This is a genomic window from Sphingomonas sp. PAMC 26605, assembly GCF_000241485.1.
GTDB lineage: Bacteria > Pseudomonadota > Alphaproteobacteria > Sphingomonadales > Sphingomonadaceae > Sphingomonas.
Genome location: NZ_JH584241.1, coordinates 2,476,314 through 2,495,016 on the forward strand (window position 1 = coordinate 2,476,314; position 18,703 = coordinate 2,495,016).

Sequence of the window (18,703 nt, forward strand, 5' to 3'; positions counted from 1 at the left end):
CCTCTCCCGACTTCGCTTCGCTCGTCTGCCCTCTCCCCTGAAGGGGAGAGGGAGATGTGATTACGCCGCTTCGCGCTGGCCGCCGAGATAGTCGATCAGGTTCGCCAGCGTCGCGCGGAGGTCGCGGCGGTGCTTGACCATGTCGATCATGCCGTGCTCGAGCAGATATTCCGCGCGCTGGAAGCCCTCGGGCAGCTTCTCGCGGATCGTCTGCTCGATCACGCGCTGCCCGGCGAAGCCGATCAGCGCGCCCGGCTCGGCGATCTGCACGTCGCCGAGCATCGCGTAGCTTGCGGTCACGCCGCCCGTCGTCGGGTCGGTCAGCACGACGATATAGGGCAGTCCGGCATCATGCAGCATCGCGATCGCGACAGTCGCGCGCGGCATCTGCATCAGGCTGAGAATGCCCTCCTGCATCCGCGCGCCGCCAGCGGCGGTGAAGATGATGTACGGGCAATTCTCCTGGATCGCGGTCTCGACGCCGCGGACGAACGCCTCGCCGACCGCTAACCCCATCGATCCGCCCATGAAGGCGAAGTCCTGCACGCCGATCACCGCCTTGCGGCCCTCGATCGTCCCGCGCGCCGTGATCAGCGCATCGCCTTCCGAGGTTGCCGCGCGCGCCGCCTTGATGCGATCGACATAGCGCTTGGTGTCGCGGAACTTGAGCGGATCGTCGGGCACCTTGGGGAGCGGCACGATCGTGTAGCTGTGCTCGTCGAACACGTACTGGAAGCGCAGCAGCGGTCCGATGCGATCGTGATGGTCGCAATGCGGGCAGACGTGGAGATTGTCCTCGAGCTCCTTGTGGAACGTCATCGTCCCGCAGCCCTTGCACTTGTGCCACAGATTGTCGGGCGTCTCCTTCTTGACGGGGACGACATAGGCGAGCGCGTTGCGCACGCTGGTGAGCCAGCTCATGCGGGAACTCCTTCGCGGGCGGCATGGATCGCCGCCGACAGGGACTGGATATAGGTACGCACGGCGTCGGGTGCCGCGGCGCCGTGCTGCGCGACGAGCTCGACGATTGCCGAGCCGACGACGACACCATCGGCGACCTTGGCGATCGCGGCGGCCTGGTCGGGCGTGCGAACGCCAAAGCCGACCGCAACGGGGAGGTCGGTGTGGGCCTTGAGGCGCTTCACGGCTTCGTCGATCGAGGTCTGCGCGGCCTGTTGCAAGCCCGTGATGCCGGCGACCGACACGTAATACAGGAACCCGTTCGCGCCATCGAGCACCGTCGGCAGGCGCGCCGCGTCCGTCGTGGGGGTGGCGAGGCGGATCGGCGCGATGCCTTTCTCGCGCAGCGCCGGGCCGAGCTCGGGGTCTTCCTCGGGCGGGATGTCGACGCAGATCACGCCGTCTACGCCGGCATCGTGCGCGGCGTTGGCGAACCAGTCGCCGCCGCGGATCGTCATCGGGTTGGCATAGCCCATTAGCACGAGCGGCGTCTCCGGATGGCGCGCGCGGAAGCTCTTGGCGATCGCGAGAATGTCGGCGGTGCGCGTGCCGGCCGCCAGGCTGCGGATGTTGGCGGCCTGGATCGCGGGGCCATCGGCCATCGGATCGGTGAACGGCATGCCGAGCTCGATCACGTCGGCGCCGCCCTCGACGAGCGCGTCGAGGATGGCGGCGGTCGGGCCGTCCCCTGCGGTGACGAACGCGACGAGCGCGGGGTGGCCCTTGGCGAAGGCGGCGGCGAGACGGGTCACTTAGCCCTCTCCCCTTCAGGGGAGAGGGTTGGGAGAGGGGAAGTCGCGATGACGCTGGCAATGGTCAGCAAAACGCCTTCGAGATTCGCCATGACATCTGTGTTCGAGAAACGGATCACGCGGTAACCTTGTTCTTCGAGAAAATGGGTTCTGGCTTTGTCATATGCTTCTTGTCCGGCATGGGTGTCGCCGTCCAGTTCGATCACCAGCATCGGGTCGCGGGCTGCGAAGTCGGCGATATAACGACCGATGACCTTCTGGCGGCGGAATTTAACGTTCTCGAACCGCTTCGCCCGCAGCGCGAGCCAGAGTCGCTGTTCAGGTTCGGAGGGGGCCCGACGCATCGTCTTTGCGTGAGCGGTCAATCGTGCGTCGCGCACCCAACTTCCCCTCTCCCAACCCTCTCCCCTGAAGGGGAGAGGGCTTTTATTGCCTATATCGCCACCCCCAGCGCTTCGGCGACGGTGAAGATGTCCTTGTCGCCGCGCCCGCACAGATTGGCGAGGATGATCTGGTCGCGGTCCATCTCTCGCGCGCGCTTTGCCACGGCTGCGATCGCGTGCGACGGTTCGAGCGCAGGGATGATACCCTCGGTCCGGCACAGCAACTGGAACGCGTCGAGCGCCTCGGTATCGGTGATCGACGTATATTCGACCCGGCCGATCGAGTGCAGCCACGAATGCTCCGGCCCGATGCCGGGATAATCGAGCCCGGCCGAGATCGAATGCGCCTCGGTGATCTGGCCGTCTTCGTCCTGCAGCAGATAGGTCTTGTTGCCGTGCAGGATGCCCGGCGCGCCGCCGGCGAGCGACGCCGCATGCTCCTTGTCGAGCCCGCGACCCGCCGCCTCGACGCCGAGCATCATCACGTCGCCATCGTCGAGGAACGGATGGAACAGCCCGATCGCGTTCGACCCGCCGCCGATCGCCGCGACGAGCAGGTCGGGCAGGCGGTTGATGCGCGAGAGCATCTGCGCACGCGCCTCGATGCCGATCACGCTCTGAAAATCGCGGACCATTTCCGGATAGGGGTGCGGGCCGGCGGCGGTGCCGATGATGTAGAAAGTGTCGTGGACGTTGGCGACCCAGTCGCGCATCCCCTCGTTCATCGCGTCCTTGAGCGAATGCGACCCGCTCGTCACCGGGCGGACCTCGGCGCCGAGCAGCTTCATGCGGAACACGTTGGGCGCCTGCCGCTCGATGTCCTTGGCGCCCATGTAGATCACGCACGGCAGGCCGAAGCGTGCGCAGACGGTCGCGGTGGCGACGCCGTGCTGGCCGGCGCCGGTCTCGGCGATGATCCGGGTCTTGCCCATCCGCATCGCGAGAAGGATCTGCCCGATGCAATTGTTGATCTTGTGCGCGCCGGTGTGATTGAGTTCGTCGCGCTTGAACCACACTTGCGCGCCTTTGCCTTCGGGCGCGGACTCGCGCAAAGCGTCGGTGAGGCGCTCGGCGTAATACAGCGGGCTCGGGCGGCCGACATAATGTTCGAGCAGATCGTCGAACTGCGCCTTGAAGGCCGGATCGGCCTTGGCGGCGCGGTACGCGGTATCGAGCTCGAGCACGAGCGGCATCAGCGTCTCGGCGACATAGCGGCCGCCGAAGTCGCCGAAATGCCCGCGCGAGTCCGGTTGCTGGCGCAGGCTGTTCGCCAGCGCGGGGGGCTGGGTGCGGAAGGAGTTGGGGGCGTTCATGCCGTGCCGTTTAGCATCTGGTGCGGGTGTGTCGAGCCGGGTGCGAAGTCGTCAGCAAGAAGGTTTGTTCGCGCAGAGGCGCAGAGGCGCAGAGGCGCAGAGTGTGTGCAGGGCCGGCGCCGTCGCATGTCACCGCATCGCTGATCTCAGCGACCCGGTTGCAAGAGCACCGCTGCGCAGCAAGCGCGACACCTCTGCGCCTCTGCGCGAACAAAACTTCTTCGCAGCTTCGCGGCTTCGCGTGCACCCCTTGAGCGCGCGGGATCAAAGCTCGTGCACTGCCCCCAGGAACGCGCGGATCTTGGTCACGTCTTTGATCCCCGGCGCGCTCTCGACGCCCGACGAGACATCAACCAGCGTCGCGCCGGTTATCGTCACCGCCTCGCGCAGATTGACCGGATCGAGCCCGCCCGACAGCAGCCACGGCAGCGGGTGGCGGAAGCCCTCGAGCAGGCTCCAGTCGAAGCGGACGCCCATCCCGCCAGGGAGCGCGGCGCCGGGCGGGGTCTTGGCGTCGTACAGGATCCGGTCGGCGACGCCGCCATAGCTCGCCGCCTCGCCGAGATCGGCGCGCGTGCGCACCGCGACCGCGCTCCAGATCGGCAGGCGGGTGCGCGCCTTGATCGCGGCGCTGCGCGCAGGCGCGGTCTTGTGGAGCTGCAGCACGTCGAGATGCCCCGCGCCGATCGCGCTTTCGAGCAGCGCATCGTCGGGATCGACGAACACGCCGACGCGCTGGACATGCGCCGGCACGCGTGCCGCAAGCTGCGCCGCGCGCTCCCGCGACAGCGTGCGGGGTGAGGGGGGGAAGAAGACGAAACCGACATGGCTAGCACCGCCGTCGATCGCGGCGTCGAGCGTCTCGGGCGTGGACAGGCCACAGATTTTGGCGGTGGTGGTCATCGGCTTCCTTGCGCGCGCATTCCGAAGAGCGTCCCCGGGCTCTTAGCGCGTCTCGGGCGGTTCCGACACCTGCCACAGCACACCCGCGGGATCGAACAGGAAGCCGACGCGCAGACCCCAGGGTTGGAGCGTCGGCGCGCGCGGGGGTTGCAGGCCGAACCGCTCGACCAGGTCGACGGTCCGCTGCCACCAAGTGTCGAGATCGCGCACGAAGAATTGCAGCATGCAATTCTCGGCGAACTCTTTCACGTAATAGTTCTGCAGAAGGATGCCGGCCCCTTCGTAATCGAAAATCGCGAGCTCGTCGTCGCGATAGCCGGATACGAAGCCGATCGCCTCGTAGAACGCGCAGGATGTCGCGAAATCCCGCGCAGGCACGAACGGACGGATCAGCGCCATACTCGCATCCTCAGAGCGTTCCGGCGATCTGCCGCGCGGCGGCGTCGGGATCCTCGGCTTGCGTGATCGGGCGGCCGACCACCAGGATCGAGGCGCCCGCGTCGATCGCCGCGCGCGGGGTGACGACGCGCTTCTGATCGCCGATTACCCCATCGGCAAGCCGTACGCCGGGGACGACGAAGAAGCCCTTCGGCCAGAACGCATGCGCCGCGGCGACCTCCTCCCCCGAGCAGACGACCCCGTCGACGCCCGAATCGCGCGCGAGTTCGGTCAGGCGCAGCACTTGCTCGTGCGGGTCGCCGCTGCAGCCGATCGACTTCAGGTCGGTGCCGTCGAGGCTCGTCAGCGTCGTCACCGCGACGACCTTGGTGCCGCTCGGCGCGGCGGCCTTGGCATCCTCGAGCATCGCGCGACCACCGGCGGCATGGATCGTCAGGATCGCCGGCTCGAGATCGCGCAGCGCCATGATCGCCTTGGCGACGGTGTTCGGGATGTCGTGGAGCTTGAGGTCGAGAAAGATCGGCAGGCCAAGCTCGGCCAGCTCGCGCACGCCCGCACGACCGTTCGCCATGAAGAATTCGAGCCCGAGCTTGATCCCGCCGACATGGTGGCGGAGCTTGCCCGCCATCGCTTTGGCCGCGGCGAGATCGGGCGTGTCGAGCGCGACATAGATGCGGTTGCTCATGCCGGATCGACCGGGCGCGCGTCGATCACGACGGGATCGGGCCGGAGTGTCGGGGCGGGCGTCGGCGCGACGGTAACGCGCAGATCGTGCAGCGCACGCTCGGCCGCGGCGAGCCGGTTGCGTAGCCGCCAGCGCAGCGTCGAATGCCATAGCAGCGTCGGCACCAGCCCGGCGAGGAAGGTCAGCAGCAGCAGCAGCGGCAGATTGACCAACGCTTCCATCCCGCCCCACAATTTGATCGGCACGCTGGTCCAGTTGCCGAGCGTGAAGACCGCCGCGATGAACGCGAGCAGGCACCAGAAGAGGATTTTTAGGAACTGCATGGCCGAGAGGGTAATGCCAATGCGGTGGGTTGCCAACCTGTCGCGTCGTTCGCGTGCTAGCCGATCTCGCGGCGCAGCGTCTCGAACAGGCCGGGGATCGCGGTCAGTTTGTCGGCTTCCTCGTCGAGGATCGCGAGGAAGGCGGCGCGCTTGATCGTCGCGGCGCGGCCGGGCTTGAGCGTCATCGACGGTTCGAGCGCCGAGAGCACGATGTCGATCATCCGGTCGGCGCCGTGCAGCCGGCCCCACAGATAGTCGTTCTCGCGGTAGGCGCGGCTGAAGAAGGCGCCGAAGCTGTTGAACTGGATGCCCTTGAGACTCGCCTCGGCGCCGCCGCTGCGGATGCTGGTGGCATCGTCGGGGCAGATGCGGTCGACCTTGATCGGGTCGAACTCGTCGAGCCCTTCGCCCTGGAGGAGCGGGAGCGTCGCGACGTCGAAATAGGGAAAGCCGAGATAGGTCAGCAGCAGCGGCCGCTTGATCTCGCGGCTGAGCCCGGCGAACGCGGCTGCCAGGCGCTCCTCGGTGCGGACATCGAGCGCTTGCAGGTCGAGCGCTTCACCGAGCGCGTCGAGCAGCGGCCCGGCATCGTCGCGCAGCGCCTGCACCGCTTCGCTGAGCGCGCCGTAGCGGTCGGTCCGCTTGCGTTCGAGATATTCGGCAAGGCTTTCGTAGATCGCCTCGCGCACGCCGGCGATCTCGGCCTCGGGCTGATCCCCTTCCAAATCGGTCAGACGGCGGGCGAGGAGGCGCAGCCGTCGGAGGCGGAAGCCGAGATCGAAGGTGCGCAGGAAGCCGATCGTCGCGGGGCTAGCCCCGCGCGCGAAGCTTGACTGCATGTCGTCGAACCCGCGCGCGCTGACCGCGGCGAGGACCTGCGCGCGGATCGCGCGCCAACGCTGGCCGCCACCCTCGCCGCCGGCATGGTGGAGCAGATCGGTGATCCCCTCGACCACGCCGTTGATCTTGAGGTGGCCGTACGCCGCATAGCCATAACCGGCATTCTTCGCCGCCGCCGTCTGCGCGCGCCGCCGCCAGGTGGCGAGGCGCGAGGCGGTCGGCGAATCGAGGAACAGCGTATAGCCGAACAGACCCTCGACCTGTTTCTCGACCTCAGGGCGGATGCCGGCGATGATCGCGCGCATCCGCTCGATCTGGCGCGAGCGCGCAGTGATCTGTTCGAGATTGTCGCGGATCGGTTGCGCGCGCGGCAGTTCGGTGACTGCGCCGATGATCGTCTGGAAGAAACCGGGCGACGTGCTGCGTGTGGTCCCGAACACCAAGGCGCCGCGCGGGTTGGGATCGATATAGACGAAGCGCCGGTCGACCTGCCGTCGCGCTGGCCGCTCGCGCAGCGCGTCGATCGCCGGCTGGAACGGCGCGTTGTTGAGCACCGATCCGTCGATCAGCACCGCGCTGTCCGCGGCGTTGACCGCGAATTGGCGCGGCAGGATCCGTTTCAGAAAGGCGGCGCGCCCGGGCCAGCGCAGCTTGCGTTCCTCGAGCACGCGGTCGAGCTCGCCGACCATGAAAGGCGGGAAGGCGCCAGGGAAGCTCGAGGTGGCGCGCCCGGCGAAGGCGAGCTCGGCGGGATCGGCGAGCGTCTCGCCGGCAAGGCCATGGTCGCTGAACGGCACGATCACACGGTGCTCGGTCTCCATCACCTCGGCCGGCGAATGGAGCGTCAGGCGCTCGGGGTGCCCGCGGAAATCGGTGACGGTGACGAACAGGTCGAGCGGCTGGCCGGGGGGCAGCAGGCGCGGTTCGCGCGGCGACGCGGCCATCGCGGCGAGCGCATCGAGGATCAGGCCGGTGAACAGCTCTCCGCCAAAGGGCGGCTCGAACCAGCGCGAGCGGATGAAATGCGACAGCTTTGCGCGGACTTCCTCGCGTTCGCCGGGTTCGACGGTCTGCTCGATATCCTCGCCGTCGCGCCGCCCGGCCATCCAGGCGAGCGGCAGCGCCCAGACCTTGGTGAAGCGGTGTGTCGGTTTCTGGCGCGGATCGATCAGCGCCTCGATATCGGCCGAATCGAGCCAGAGCTGGGTGAGCGGCTCGAGGCTTTGCCCGGTGCTGATCGCCTGGCCGAGAAAGATGCCGTTCATGCCGCCCGCGCTCGCACCGGCGATGATGTCGACCAGCACGCGCAGCTTGAGCCCGGTTTCGGCCTCGATCTCTTCGAACAGCGCGCGGTACACGCTTTCGCTACCCGTGCCCGGGGTCGCATCGTTGGCATGATAGGCGCGGCTGGCGCGCGCGATCCGCCAGATCTCCTTGGTGATGCCGTGCATGTAGACGGCAAGGCTGATCCCGCCGTAGCAGACGAGCGCGAGGCGGAGTTCCTTTTCGCGCATCACTCGGGCTCCAGCACCGCCCAGATCGGCAGATGATCCGAGGCGCGGCGCGCGGTGGCACTGGCATGGACGCCATACTCGATGACGCGGAAGCCGCGCGTCATGATCCGGTCGAGCCGCCCGACCGGGCGGCGCGCGTGGAAGCTCGGGCCGGTCGGCACGCTCGGATAGTCGCGGCCGAAATCGTGCAGGCAGCCGCCCGAGGGGGTCCATTCGTTGAGATCGCCCATCAGGACGGTGGGCAGCCGTGCGGGGCAGGAGTCGACATGCGCGAGGATTGCGCGCGCCTGCTTGCGCCGCCACAGGCCCGACAGATCGAGGTGCATGCCGAGCACGCGGATCGGCGTTCCCGACGCTGCGACGACGTCGGCGCGGATCGCGCCGCGCGGCTCGAGCGCTGGGATATGCAAGGTCGCGCTGCTCTGCACCGCCATGCCGCGGCGCACCAGGATGGCGTTGCCGTGGAATCCCATGCTCGCCCGGTCGTGGCCGATCGGTATTGCGTGCCACGGGCTGTGCTCGTCCATCAGATGCTGCGGGATGACGCGCGCCTTCGCGCCGAACCGGCGATCTGCCTCCTGCAGCGCGATCACGTCGCCGTCGATCTCGCGCAGTACGTCGAGAATCCGCCGCGGGTCGCGCTGGCGATCGAGGCCGATCCCCTTGTGAATATTATAGCTGACGACCTTGATCATGCGCGCGCCGCGCGGCGGCGATCGGTCTGACACCATAGGAGTGGAATAAGGTCGATCATGGTCCATCAACAAAGCGGCCGGCGCCGCGGTTGCATTCGCGCATCGCTGCGGGCGACCTATAGCGCGCCATAGCGCCAGGACCAGCGCTTCCGCGATCCCGGCCTTTTAGCGCGCGAATGCGCAATTAGGACAGAATTGCAACCTTTTGGCGTTTCATGACTCTAACCAATGTTATTACTCTGACTGCTCGACATCGCCGTGGAGCGGGTTCGCATAAGGAATGGACGATCGTGGATTCGAAGATGTTACGATTGGTGGCGGATATCGTTATGGCGCAGGTCAGCGCCAATCGCGTCGCCACGGGCGAAGTGGCCGGTTTGATCAAGTCGGTGCATAGCTCGCTGACCGGGCTCGGACAGGCGCAGCTGGAGACGTCCGAAGCGCCGACGCCGGCGGTGTCGATCCGGGCAAGCGTCCGCCCCGATTCGATCGCCTGCCTCGAATGCGGTGCGCGCTTCAAGGCGCTCAAGCGCCACCTGACCGGGCACGGCCTGACGCCGCAGAGCTACCGCGAGAAATGGTCGCTCCCCGATTCCTACCCGATGACCGCCGCCGATTACAGCGTCGTGCGCTCGGGCATGGCCAAGGCGAGCGGGCTGGGGCGCGTGCAACGCTGAGCTGCTCCTGCTGAGGAAGCTTGCCGTGGCCGCGCGGTCGCGGCATTGCAGCACCATGCGCACCGTTTCCTCGACCGCGAGCGTGCGGCTCTATCATCTCGACGACAGCGATCCCGTAGCGCAGACGCTGTTCTACGGCCCGCTCGCCGAGGCGATCGTGATCGCACGGCAGCAGAGCGAAGACGTGCAGGCCGGTTTGTGGTTCGCGACCGATAACGATGTCGTGCCGTTCCTCGATATCGACGCGGATTGAGCGGTGGGTGCCGATGCCAGCAACGGATTTGACCATGGCGAGTGACAAGGCGGCGGTCCCGGATTCGGCGTCCGCGGAGAGTGGCGCGGGCGAGGCCCTGACGCACGTCGATACGGCGGGGCGCGCGCACATGGTCGACGTCAGCGAGAAACAGGACACCGCACGCGTCGCCACCGCCGAGGGGCGGCTGCTGTGTTCGGCCGAGACGCTCGACATCGTCGAGCGCGGCGCCGCGCCCAAGGGGGCGGTGGTGCAGACCGCCGAGCTCGCTGGCGTGATGGCAGCGAAGCAGACGAGCACGCTGATCCCGATGTGCCATCCGTTGCTGCTGACCAGCATCACGGTGCGGATCGTCGCCGATCCCGCGCTGCCGGGGTTCCGCGTCGTCGCCAGCGTCAAGACCAAGGGTCAGACGGGCGTCGAGATGGAAGCGTTGACCGCGGTCAGCGTCGCGTGCCTCACCTTGTTCGACATGCTCAAGGCGGTCGATCGCACGATGCGGATCGAGGGGATCCAGGTGACGCTCAAGTCGGGCGGTCGTTCGGGCGTCTGGCAGGCGCAGGGCGCGTGATCTCGTTCGACGCGGCGCTCGCGATCCTCGTCGCCGAAGCCACGCCATTGGCGACAGAGTCGGTCGCGCTCGACGCGGCGCACGGGCGCGTGCTTGCCGAGCCCTGCATTGCGCAGGTCGACGCGCCACGCAGCGACATTTCGGTCATGGACGGCTATGCGCTGCGCGATGCCGATCTCGCGCTAGGTGCGCCGTTTCGCGTGATCGGCGCGGCCTATCCTGGTACGGCTTTCGAGGGGCGGGTCGAGGCGGGTACCTGCGTTCGGCTGTTCACCGGCGCGCCGTTGCCGCAAGGGGCGGATCGTGTCGTGGTGCAGGAGGACGTCGCGCGCAACGGCGATGCGATGCGCGTCGTCGGGACGCTGTCGGGCAAGCGCTATATCCGGCCGCACGGTTCGGATTTTCGCGCGGGCGAGACCCTGCTCGATGCGGGGACGGTGCTCGGCCCGCGTGCGCTGGTCGCGGCAGCGGGGGCCGATATGGCCATGCTGCCGGTGTGGCGGCGGCCACGGCTCAGCGTGATCAGCACCGGTGACGAGCTCGCCGAGCCTGGCGGCGCACGTGCGCGTGTCGGGAGCATCCCCGAAAGCGCGTCCTATGGTGCGGCGGCTTTGGGCGCGGCATGGGGGGCGGAAGTGGTCGGACGCTATCGGCTTCGCGACGATATCGCCGAACTGACCGCCGGCGCGACCGAGTCGCTTGACGAAGCCGATGTGGTCGTCGTCACCGGCGGCGCATCGGTCGGCGAGAAGGATTATGCCAAGCAGATCTTCGTGTCGCTCGGCACCGAGATCCTGTTCTCGCGGATCGCGATCATGCCGGGCAAGCCGGTCTGGTTCGGGCGCCGGGGGGCGCAGTTCGTGCTCGGGCTGCCGGGAAATCCCAGTTCGGCGATGGTCACCGCGCGGCTGTTCCTGACGACCTTGCTCGCGGGGCTGAGCGGGCGCGCGCCGGCGGACGCACTGCGCTGGCGGAGTGCGCGGCTGATGGCGCCGCTCGACGCGGCGAGTGCACGGGAAACCTTCGTGCGCGCGCGGTGTGACGAGGGCGGCGTAGTGTCGCTCGCGAATCAGGATTCGGGGCTGCAGCGCGCGCTGGCTGAGGCCGATGTGCTGATCCGGCGCATGCCGCATGCCGAGGCGGCACCAACGGGAACCTTGGTCTCGATCATCGACTTCTAGCCGGTTGCCCTGGCGACCGCGCCGCGCCATGCACGCTTTCGGCCATAGGAGTTTGACGATGCGCCCCTTCTCCAAGTCGATCCTCGTGGTCGTCGCCATGCTCGCCGCGACCCCGACGCTGGCGCGCGGGCCGCTCGTGCTCGCCGCGGCGAGCCTCCAGGAATCGATGAACGCTGCTGCCGACGCCTGGGCGGCGCAGCGCCACGAGCGTCCGGTCATTTCGTTCGGTGGATCCTCGGCACTCGCACGGCAGATCGAGGCGGGGGCGCCCGCCGATCTGTTCGTCTCGGCCGACGAGGAATGGATGAACGCGCTGGCGAAGAAGGGCGCGATCGTTGCCGCGAGCCGGGTGAGCTTCCTCGGCAACCGTCTGGTGCTCGTCGCGCCCGCGGCGTCGGCAAAGCCAGTGACGATCAAGCGCGGGTTCGCACTGACCCAATGGCTCGGCGGCGGGCGGCTCGCGATGGCCGATAGCGCAGTGCCCGCGGGCAGATACGGGCAACAGGCATTGACGGCGCTCGGCGTCTGGGCCGCGGTCGCGCCGAAGGTCGCGCGCGGCGACAGCGTGCGCTCGGCGCTCGCCTTGGTCGAGCGCGGCGCGGCGCCGTATGGCGTGGTCTATGCGACCGATGCCTATGCCTCCAAGGCGGTCAGGATCGTCGGGGTGTTTCCCGCGGCGAGCCATCCGCCGATCACTTATCCGATCGCGCGGCTCAAGGCCGCGCCGTCGGCGGAGGCGGCCGAGCAGTTCCGTCGTTTCCTGGTGTCGGATGCGGGCAAGGCGATCTTCCGGCATTACGGCTTCGTGCCGCGCTGAGCGCCGTTTCACCATGACGCCCGAGCTGTGGACCATCGTTTGGCTGTCGCTCAAGATCAGCCTGGTCGCAGTGCTGGTGACGCTGCCGATCGCGTTCGCGCTGGCGATGCTGCTCGCGCGCGGGCGCTTTCCCGGCAAGTTCCTGCTCGACGGGCTGGTCCATCTCCCGCTGGTGCTGCCGCCGGTGGTGACCGGCTGGCTGCTGTTGCTCGCCTTTGCGCCGAACGGACCGCTCGGTGCGCCGCTCGCGGCGATCGGCGTGTCGCTGCTGTTCCGCTGGACCGGGGCGGCGGTGGCGGCGGGGATCATGGCGCTGCCGCTGATGGTCCGCGCGATCCGGCTGTCGATCGAGGCGGTCGACCCGCGCCTCGAGGGCGCCGCGCGGACGCTCGGCGCGTCGCGCGCGCGGGTGTGGTGGACGATCACGCTTCCGCTCGCGCTGCCCGGGATCGCGGCGGGGGCGGTGCTCGGCTTCGCGCGCTCGCTCGGCGAGTTCGGTGCGACGATCACCTTCGTCTCGAACATTCCGGGCGAGACGCAGACGCTGCCGATCGCGATCTATTCGGCGTTGCAGGTGCCGGGGTCGGACCCGATGGTCGCGCGGCTTGCGCTGATTTCGGTGCTGCTGTCGCTGGCGGCGCTCGTGCTGTCGGAATGGCTCAGCCGCCGCGGGGGCGTCGACCATGTCTTTTGACGTCGATGTACGGCATCGCTTCCGCTCGGGCACCGTCGCGGCTCTGGCGTTCGAGAGCGGGGCCGGGCTGACCGCATTGTTCGGCCCGTCGGGGGTGGGCAAGTCGAGCGCGCTCGCGATGATCGCCGGGCTGCTCCGGCCCGATGCCGGGCATGTCCGAGTCGCGGGCCGGACGCTGTTCGATCACACCAGCAACGTTCCCGCCGAGCACCGCCGCAGCGGCTACATCTTTCAGGATGCGCGGCTTTTCCCGCATTACCGTGTACGGGCCAATCTGCTCTACGGCGCGGCGCGCGCGGCGGGGGCGGGGATGACGCTCGACGAGGTCAGCGCGCTGCTCGGGATCGCGCATTTGCTCGATCGCTGGCCGCGCACGCTGTCGGGCGGTGAGGCGCAGCGCGTCGCGATCGGGCGCGCGCTGCTGTCGGGGCCGGCGTTCCTGCTGATGGACGAACCGCTCGCCTCGCTCGATCGCGTGCGGCGCGGGGAGATCATGGAGCTGATCGAGCGCGTGCGCGACGAGGTCGGGTTGCCGATCCTTTACGTTAGCCATGATCGCGGAGAGGTCGACCGGCTTGCTACCACGGTTGTGGAAATGGGGGCGGGCTGAGCCCCATACGCGATACGGGTGATTTGCCCCCATCGGTCACCCCGGCCTCGTGCCGGGGTCTACCGGGACGCGCGTATTGACGCCGAAGCGAACGTGGCACGGTGGGCCCCGGCACAAGGCCGGAGGGACGGTTGGGGGCTTAGTCCGCGACGATCTTCACCGGGACCGACTTCGCCGCAGGAACGAAGCTTTCCTCGGCATAATGCTCGACCGGCATCAGCACGTTGCACTCGGGATAATAGGCTCCGAGGCATCCGCGCGGGATGCTGTACGGCGTGACGATCAGCCCGTCGCGGCGGCGCGTGATGCCGTCGCCTGCGTCGCTTTCGAGTGCGACGATCTGGCCTTCCGAGAGCCCGGCCGCGGTCATGTCCTCGGCATGCATGAAGAGCACGTCGCGCGTCCCCTTCACGCCGCGGAAGCGGTCGTGATAGCCATAGATCGTCGTGTTGAACTGGTCGTTCGAGCGCAGCGTCATCAGGCGGAAGCGACCCGCGGCATCGTCGAAGCCGGTGGCGCACAATCCGGTCGGGACGAGGAACTCGGCCTTGCCGCTCTCAGTCAGCCAGATCCGCTCGGACGCCTTGTTGCCCTTCCAATAGCCGCCGGGCTTGAACAGCTTGTTGTTGAAGTCGGGAAAGATCTTCGGATAGGTCTCCTCGATCGCATCGCGGATCAGCGCGTAATCGCCGACCCACGCATCCCAATCGACCTTGGGATTGGCCGGCAGGATCTGCTTGGCGAGCGCACCGACGATCGCCGGCTCGGACAGCAGATGCTCGCTCGCCGGCTGTGCCTTGCCGCGCGAGGCGTGGATGCAGCTTGTCGAATCCTCGACCGTGACGACCTGCGGGCCGCTTGCCTGCACGTCGGTCTCGATCCGGCCGAGGCAGGGGAGGAGATAGGTCACCTTGCCCGGGAAGAGATGGTTGCGGTTGAGCTTGGTGGCGATCTGGACCGACACGTCGAGGCGGGGCCAGGCGGCTTCCATCGGCTCGGTCTCGGGCACCGCGCGCAGGAAATTGCCGCCGAGCGCGACGAACGCCTTGACCGACCCGTCGATTACGCCGCGGCACGCCTCGACGGTGTTGAGGCCCTTCTCGCGCGGCGCGGTGAAGCCGTATTGCTTCTCGAGCTGATCGACCGGCGCGAGCTCGGTCTTTTCGGTGATCCCGACGGTGCGCTGCCCCTGAACGTTCGAATGGCCGCGGACCGGGGTCGGCCCGGCGCCGGGCTTGCCGATATTGCCGCGCATCAGCAGCAAATTGACCAGCATCCGGACATTCTCGACGCCCTTGACGTGTTGCGTCAGGCCCATGCCGTAGATCGCGAGCACTGCCTTGGCCTTGGCATAGAGCCGCGCCGATTCCTCGAGCTCGGACTTGAACAGCCCCGATTCGTGGACAATCGCGTCCCAATCGGCTGCCCGTACCGAGGCTACGAAGGGCTCGAAATCGTGCGTGTGCTCGGCGATGAAGGCGGTATCGAGCACGCCGGGTTTGCCCTCGGCGAGCGCCGCATCGTGCCATTCGACGAGGAACTTGGCGATCCCCATCATCGCCGCGATGTCACCGCCGGCCTTCACCTGATGATATTGCGTCGAGATGTTGGTCTCGCCGAGCGTCGCCATCTCGATCGGGTTCTGCGGATCGGTGAAGCGTTCGAGCCCGCGCTCCTTCAACGGGTTGAAGGTGACGATCTCGACCCCGCGCTTGCGGCAGCTCCGCAGATCATGGAGCATCCGCGGGGCGTTCGAGCCGACATTCTGTCCGAAGAACAGGATCATGTCGCACTTCTCGAAATCCTCGAGCCGCGTCGTGCCAACGGGCACGCCGATCGCCGCCTTGAGCCCGACCGAAGTGGATTCGTGGCACATGTTCGAGCTGTCGGGAAGGTTCTGGTTGCCGTACATCCGCGCCATCAGGCCGTACATGTACGAGGCTTCGAGGCTGGTACGGCCCGACGAATAGAAGACGACCGACTTGGGGTCGAGCGGCCTGAGCGCGGCACCGATCGCGGTGAACGCCTCGTCCCAGCTGCACGCGACATATTTGTCGGTCGCGGAATCGTACCGCAGGGGGTGCGTCAGACGGCCATTCTGCTCGAGGTCGTAATCCTTCCAGTCGCGCAATTCGCTCAGCGTGTGCTGCTGGAAGAATTCGGGCGTGGTGCGATAGCTGGTGAGCTCCCAGGCAGTCGCCTTGGCGCCTTCCTCGCAGAATTCGGCGGGGTGATGGTTGGCGGGCTTGGGCCAGGCGCAGCTCACGCACTGGAAACCGTCGGGTTTGTTCTGCCGGACGAGTTCGCGCAGCGCCTCGGGCCCGACGCGTTCGCGCGGCATGATCTCGGCGAGCGAGCGGACCGAGCCCCAGCCGCCGGCCGGCCCCTTGAACGGCTCGATTTCAGGGGCGTCCGACTTTTGCTTGACCATGACCGTTCCCGCTTGCTGCCCGCATGGCGCTGCGGGGCTTAGCGCTGAACGATAGCAGAACCAATTGGTTCAAGGAGAAATCGCGCAGCGCGCATCGGCGCGATCGTATCGCGCGAAACGCGGCTGCAGCACGCGATTGCGCATTTGGCGATAGCGCGGGATCGGCTAGGGCGATGTGATGACGGCAGCTTCGCTCGACCAGAATTTCGCGCAGATTCGCCCCGATGGCACGCGAACTGCGATCACGCGCGCGGTCGCGGTCGAGCGGCCGATCGCGCTCGAATTTAGCGGGATCGGCTATGCCGTGATGATGGCGTCGCCGACCGATCTCGAGGATTTCGTGACGGGCTTCGCGCTGAGCGAACGCTTGATCCCGGGCGCAGCAGCGGTGTTGGGACTCGACGTCCATTCGCGCGCCGATGGCGATGTCGTGCGGGTCGCGCTCACGCCCGAATGCGCGCCGGGGCTGCTCGAGCGCGTTCGGCACCGCGTTTCGGAATCGTCGTGCGGGATGTGCGGGATCGAGAATTTGGAGCAAGCGCTGCGCCCCCTGCCGCGTGTCACCGCGCAGAGCCGTGCCGACAGCGCCGCGATGTTTCGCGCCTTGAATGCCTTGCGCGCGCTCCAGCCACTCAACCGTGCGACCGGCGCGGTCCACGCCGCCGCCTTATGCTCGGCGGAGGGGGAGGTGCTGCTGGTCCGCGAGGATGTCGGGCGGCACAATGCATTCGACAAATTGATCGGCGCGATGGCGCGCGCCGGGCGCGGTTGGGATGGCGGCTTCGCGTTGCTCTCGTCGCGCTGCTCGTACGAACTGGTCGAGAAAGCGGCGCTGGCGAACTGCCCGCTGCTGGTGACGATCTCGGCGGCGACCGACCTTGCGCTGAAGCGCGCGGTGTCGTGCGGTTTGCGCGTGGTGATGCTCGCGCGCAGCGATGCGGTGCTGGCGGCGCAGGGCGACGCGGCGTGAGGCTGCTTGGCGCGATCCTCGCCGGGGGGCAGGCGACGCGTTTCGGCAGCGACAAGGCGCTGGCGCTGCTCGACGGGCAGCCGTTGATCGATCACGCCGCGGCGGCGCTGCAGGGGACGACCGATACGGTGATCGTCTGCGGGCGCGCCGCCGGCCGCGAAGGTCTGCTCGCGATTCCCGATTGGCCCGCGCCGGGGCTCGGGCCGCTCGGCGGCCTCTGCGCGGCGTTGCGCCACGCTTCGGCGCGCGGATACGCCGCCGTGCTGTCGATCGGCTGCGATACGCCCCGTCTGTCGCGCGCGCTGATCGAACGGCTGGTGGCGGGCGAGGGCGCACGGTTCTTGCGACAAGCCCCGATTATCGGCCATTGGCCTGCGGACCTTGCCGTTGATCTGTCGCGGCATCTTTCCGGCGGCGCGGATCGCGCGGTCTATCGCTGGGCGTCGCGCGTCGGCGCGCTCGCGATCGATGCCAGCGGCGACCTGCCCAACGTCAACCGTGTCGCCGATCTCGCCGCGCTGGCCGACACCCCCGAATGAGCGACGCGCCCCGCCCCGAGCGGCCCAGTTTCGATGATGCGCTCGCGATCATCCGCGCGCATTCGGCGCCGCTCGGCGGCGAGACGGTCGATCTGGCCGAGGCGTTGCAGCGTGTCACTGCTGTGCCGGTGAGCGCGGCTAGCGATTATCCGCGCTTCGACGCGGCGGCGATGGACGGCTTCGCCTTCACCTCGGCGGACACGGTCGACGCGCTGCCGGGATGGCCGGTACTGCTGCCGATCGCTGCCGCGGTACGCGCGGGCATCAGGCCGCTATCGCATGGCCCGGGGACCGCGTGCAGGATCAGCACCGGCGCGCCGCTGCCGGCGGGGTGCGATCATGTGCTGCCCCATGAGGAAGCGCGGATCGTCAAGGGCGCGCTCGTCATCGAGGGTGCACTACCGGCGGGTCGCAATGTTCGACGTCGCGGGGAAGATGCGGCCGCTGGTGCCGCAGTGCTGGCGCCGGGGATCAGGGTGACGCCCGAAAGGATCGGCGCGCTCGCCTGTTACGGGGTCGAAACCCTTAAGGTCGCGCGGCGGCCGGCGATTGCGCTGCTGCCGACCGGGGACGAACTGCTTGCCCGCCCGAGCGCCGAACGACCCGCCGCGATCTTCGACGCCAACAGCGTGATGCTCGCCGCGTTGCTGCGCGCACAGGGGCTCGAGCCACTGCGCGCCGCGCCGGTCGGCGACGATGCCGGGCAGATCGAGCGTGCGATCGCGGCGGCGTCCGACAGCGCGATCGTCGTGGCCACCGGCGGCGCGTCGGGCGGCGACCATGATCATCTCGCGCAGGCGCTGACGCGGCTTGGCGCCACGGTCCATTTCCACGGCGTGCGGATGCGCCCGGGCAAGCCCGTCGTGTTCGCGACGCTGCCGGGCGGCGCTTTGTTCTTCGGTTTGCCGGGCAACCCGGTCGCGGCGTTGCTCGGCGCGCGCTTCTTTCTCGGCGCGGCGCTCCGCGCGATGCTCGGGGAGTCGCCGGAGCGCGGCGATGTGGTCGAGACCGTCACCGAGCTCCGGCCCGATACGACGCTCTTCCTCAAGGCGGTCCGCGACCCCGGCGGCGCGATCGAGATCCTCGCCGATCAGCGATCGCACACGCTGCGCCCGCTGATCGCGGCGAATTGCTGGGTGGTCGCCGACACGACGCCGCTGGGGCCGCGTCGCCGCGTGTTTCCGCTGATCTGA

21 protein-coding genes are annotated in these 18,703 nt (G+C 68.1%); 10 read left to right on the plus strand and 11 right to left on the minus strand.

Translation table 11 applies throughout. The features are described from left to right. Positions 1-60: 60 nt before the first annotated feature. From accD to RH90_RS11635, 10 genes are all read right to left on the minus strand, one after another. On the minus strand, positions 61-921 hold the full coding sequence (accD, locus tag RH90_RS11590) for an acetyl-CoA carboxylase, carboxyltransferase subunit beta (RefSeq protein ID WP_010185834.1): 861 nt from the start codon (positions 919-921) through the stop codon (positions 61-63). After that, complete coding sequence (gene trpA, locus RH90_RS11595) at positions 918-1,712, minus strand: tryptophan synthase subunit alpha (RefSeq protein ID WP_010185835.1); 795 nt, start codon at positions 1,710-1,712, stop codon at positions 918-920. The genes accD and trpA overlap by 4 nt, the downstream gene beginning before the upstream one ends. After that, positions 1,709-2,056 carry an endonuclease domain-containing protein gene (locus RH90_RS11600; protein ID WP_010185836.1) on the minus strand — a complete coding sequence of 116 codons (348 nt, stop codon included), beginning with the start codon at positions 2,054-2,056 and terminating at the stop codon, positions 1,709-1,711. Before RH90_RS11600 ends, trpA begins: the two co-directional genes overlap by 4 nt. Positions 2,057-2,145: 89 nt before the next feature. Further along, positions 2,146-3,408, minus strand: coding sequence for a tryptophan synthase subunit beta (gene trpB / locus RH90_RS11605; protein WP_010185837.1), 1,263 nt, complete (start codon positions 3,406-3,408; stop codon positions 2,146-2,148). 264 nt (positions 3,409-3,672) lie between these two features. Further along, positions 3,673-4,311, minus strand: coding sequence for a phosphoribosylanthranilate isomerase (locus RH90_RS11610; RefSeq protein ID WP_010185838.1), 639 nt, complete (start codon positions 4,309-4,311; stop codon positions 3,673-3,675). Positions 4,312-4,353: 42 nt separating this feature from the next. Next, positions 4,354-4,710: a VOC family protein gene (locus tag RH90_RS11615; RefSeq protein WP_010185839.1), complete on the minus strand. Its 357-nt coding sequence runs from the start codon at positions 4,708-4,710 to the stop codon at positions 4,354-4,356. Positions 4,711-4,720: 10 nt separating this feature from the next. After that, positions 4,721-5,395, minus strand: a complete 675-nt coding sequence (gene pyrF, locus RH90_RS11620; protein ID WP_010185840.1) for an orotidine-5'-phosphate decarboxylase — start codon at positions 5,393-5,395, stop codon at positions 4,721-4,723. After that, a complete protein-coding gene (locus RH90_RS11625) occupies positions 5,392-5,754 on the minus strand; it encodes a hypothetical protein (protein WP_232280348.1) in 363 nt (120 codons plus the stop codon). The genes pyrF and RH90_RS11625 overlap by 4 nt, the downstream gene beginning before the upstream one ends. A gap of 20 nt (positions 5,755-5,774) precedes the next feature. Further along, positions 5,775-8,072 (minus strand): patatin-like protein, encoded by a 2,298-nt coding sequence (locus tag RH90_RS11630; RefSeq protein ID WP_010185842.1) that lies wholly within the window; start codon positions 8,070-8,072, stop codon positions 5,775-5,777. Beyond that, entirely contained in the window at positions 8,072-8,767 is a 696-nt protein-coding gene (locus RH90_RS11635) for an endonuclease/exonuclease/phosphatase family protein (RefSeq protein WP_029625256.1), read from the minus strand. The genes RH90_RS11630 and RH90_RS11635 overlap by 1 nt, the downstream gene beginning before the upstream one ends. Positions 8,768-9,069: 302 nt before the next feature. Here RH90_RS11635 and RH90_RS11640 point away from each other — a divergent pair, with 302 nt between their 5' ends. From RH90_RS11640 to RH90_RS11670, 7 genes are read left to right on the plus strand one after another with little or no spacing between them, the layout of a single operon-like run. After that, the gene (locus tag RH90_RS11640) at positions 9,070-9,444 is read left to right on the plus strand and encodes a MucR family transcriptional regulator (RefSeq protein ID WP_081477004.1); all 375 of its coding nucleotides are present in this window, start codon (positions 9,070-9,072) and stop codon (positions 9,442-9,444) included. Between the two features lie 55 nt (positions 9,445-9,499). Next, positions 9,500-9,697, plus strand: a complete 198-nt coding sequence (locus tag RH90_RS11645) for a hypothetical protein (protein ID WP_029625258.1) — start codon at positions 9,500-9,502, stop codon at positions 9,695-9,697. 34 nt (positions 9,698-9,731) lie between these two features. Next, the gene (gene moaC, locus RH90_RS11650) at positions 9,732-10,268 is read left to right on the plus strand and encodes a cyclic pyranopterin monophosphate synthase MoaC (protein WP_010185846.1); all 537 of its coding nucleotides are present in this window, start codon (positions 9,732-9,734) and stop codon (positions 10,266-10,268) included. Then, positions 10,265-11,449 carry a molybdopterin molybdotransferase MoeA gene (locus RH90_RS11655; protein ID WP_010185847.1) on the plus strand — a complete coding sequence of 395 codons (1,185 nt, stop codon included), beginning with the start codon at positions 10,265-10,267 and terminating at the stop codon, positions 11,447-11,449. The genes moaC and RH90_RS11655 overlap by 4 nt, the downstream gene beginning before the upstream one ends. Before the next feature lie 58 nt (positions 11,450-11,507). Continuing rightward, a complete protein-coding gene (modA, locus tag RH90_RS11660; RefSeq protein ID WP_010185848.1) occupies positions 11,508-12,266 on the plus strand; it encodes a molybdate ABC transporter substrate-binding protein in 759 nt (252 codons plus the stop codon). A 13-nt stretch (positions 12,267-12,279) separates the two neighbouring features. Next, positions 12,280-12,960 (plus strand): molybdate ABC transporter permease subunit, encoded by a 681-nt coding sequence (modB, locus tag RH90_RS11665; protein WP_010185849.1) that lies wholly within the window; start codon positions 12,280-12,282, stop codon positions 12,958-12,960. Then, on the plus strand, positions 12,950-13,570 hold the full coding sequence (locus RH90_RS11670) for an ATP-binding cassette domain-containing protein (protein WP_010185850.1): 621 nt from the start codon (positions 12,950-12,952) through the stop codon (positions 13,568-13,570). Before modB ends, RH90_RS11670 begins: the two co-directional genes overlap by 11 nt. A gap of 139 nt (positions 13,571-13,709) precedes the next feature. Here the strand turns inward: RH90_RS11670 and RH90_RS11675 are convergent, their stop codons facing one another. Continuing rightward, entirely contained in the window at positions 13,710-16,001 is a 2,292-nt protein-coding gene (locus RH90_RS11675) for an FdhF/YdeP family oxidoreductase (RefSeq protein ID WP_010185851.1), read from the minus strand. A 178-nt stretch (positions 16,002-16,179) separates the two neighbouring features. Here RH90_RS11675 and fdhD point away from each other — a divergent pair, with 178 nt between their 5' ends. Genes fdhD through RH90_RS11690 form a run of 3 tightly spaced genes read left to right on the plus strand, consistent with a single transcriptional unit; the run spans position 16,180 to position 18,703 of the window. Further along, positions 16,180-16,971 carry a formate dehydrogenase accessory sulfurtransferase FdhD gene (gene fdhD / locus RH90_RS11680; RefSeq protein WP_010185852.1) on the plus strand — a complete coding sequence of 264 codons (792 nt, stop codon included), beginning with the start codon at positions 16,180-16,182 and terminating at the stop codon, positions 16,969-16,971. Beyond that, positions 16,968-17,510, plus strand: coding sequence for a molybdenum cofactor guanylyltransferase (locus RH90_RS11685; RefSeq protein WP_010185853.1), 543 nt, complete (start codon positions 16,968-16,970; stop codon positions 17,508-17,510). The genes fdhD and RH90_RS11685 overlap by 4 nt, the downstream gene beginning before the upstream one ends. Continuing rightward, a complete protein-coding gene (locus RH90_RS11690; RefSeq protein ID WP_010185854.1) occupies positions 17,507-18,703 on the plus strand; it encodes a molybdopterin molybdotransferase MoeA in 1,197 nt (398 codons plus the stop codon). The genes RH90_RS11685 and RH90_RS11690 overlap by 4 nt, the downstream gene beginning before the upstream one ends.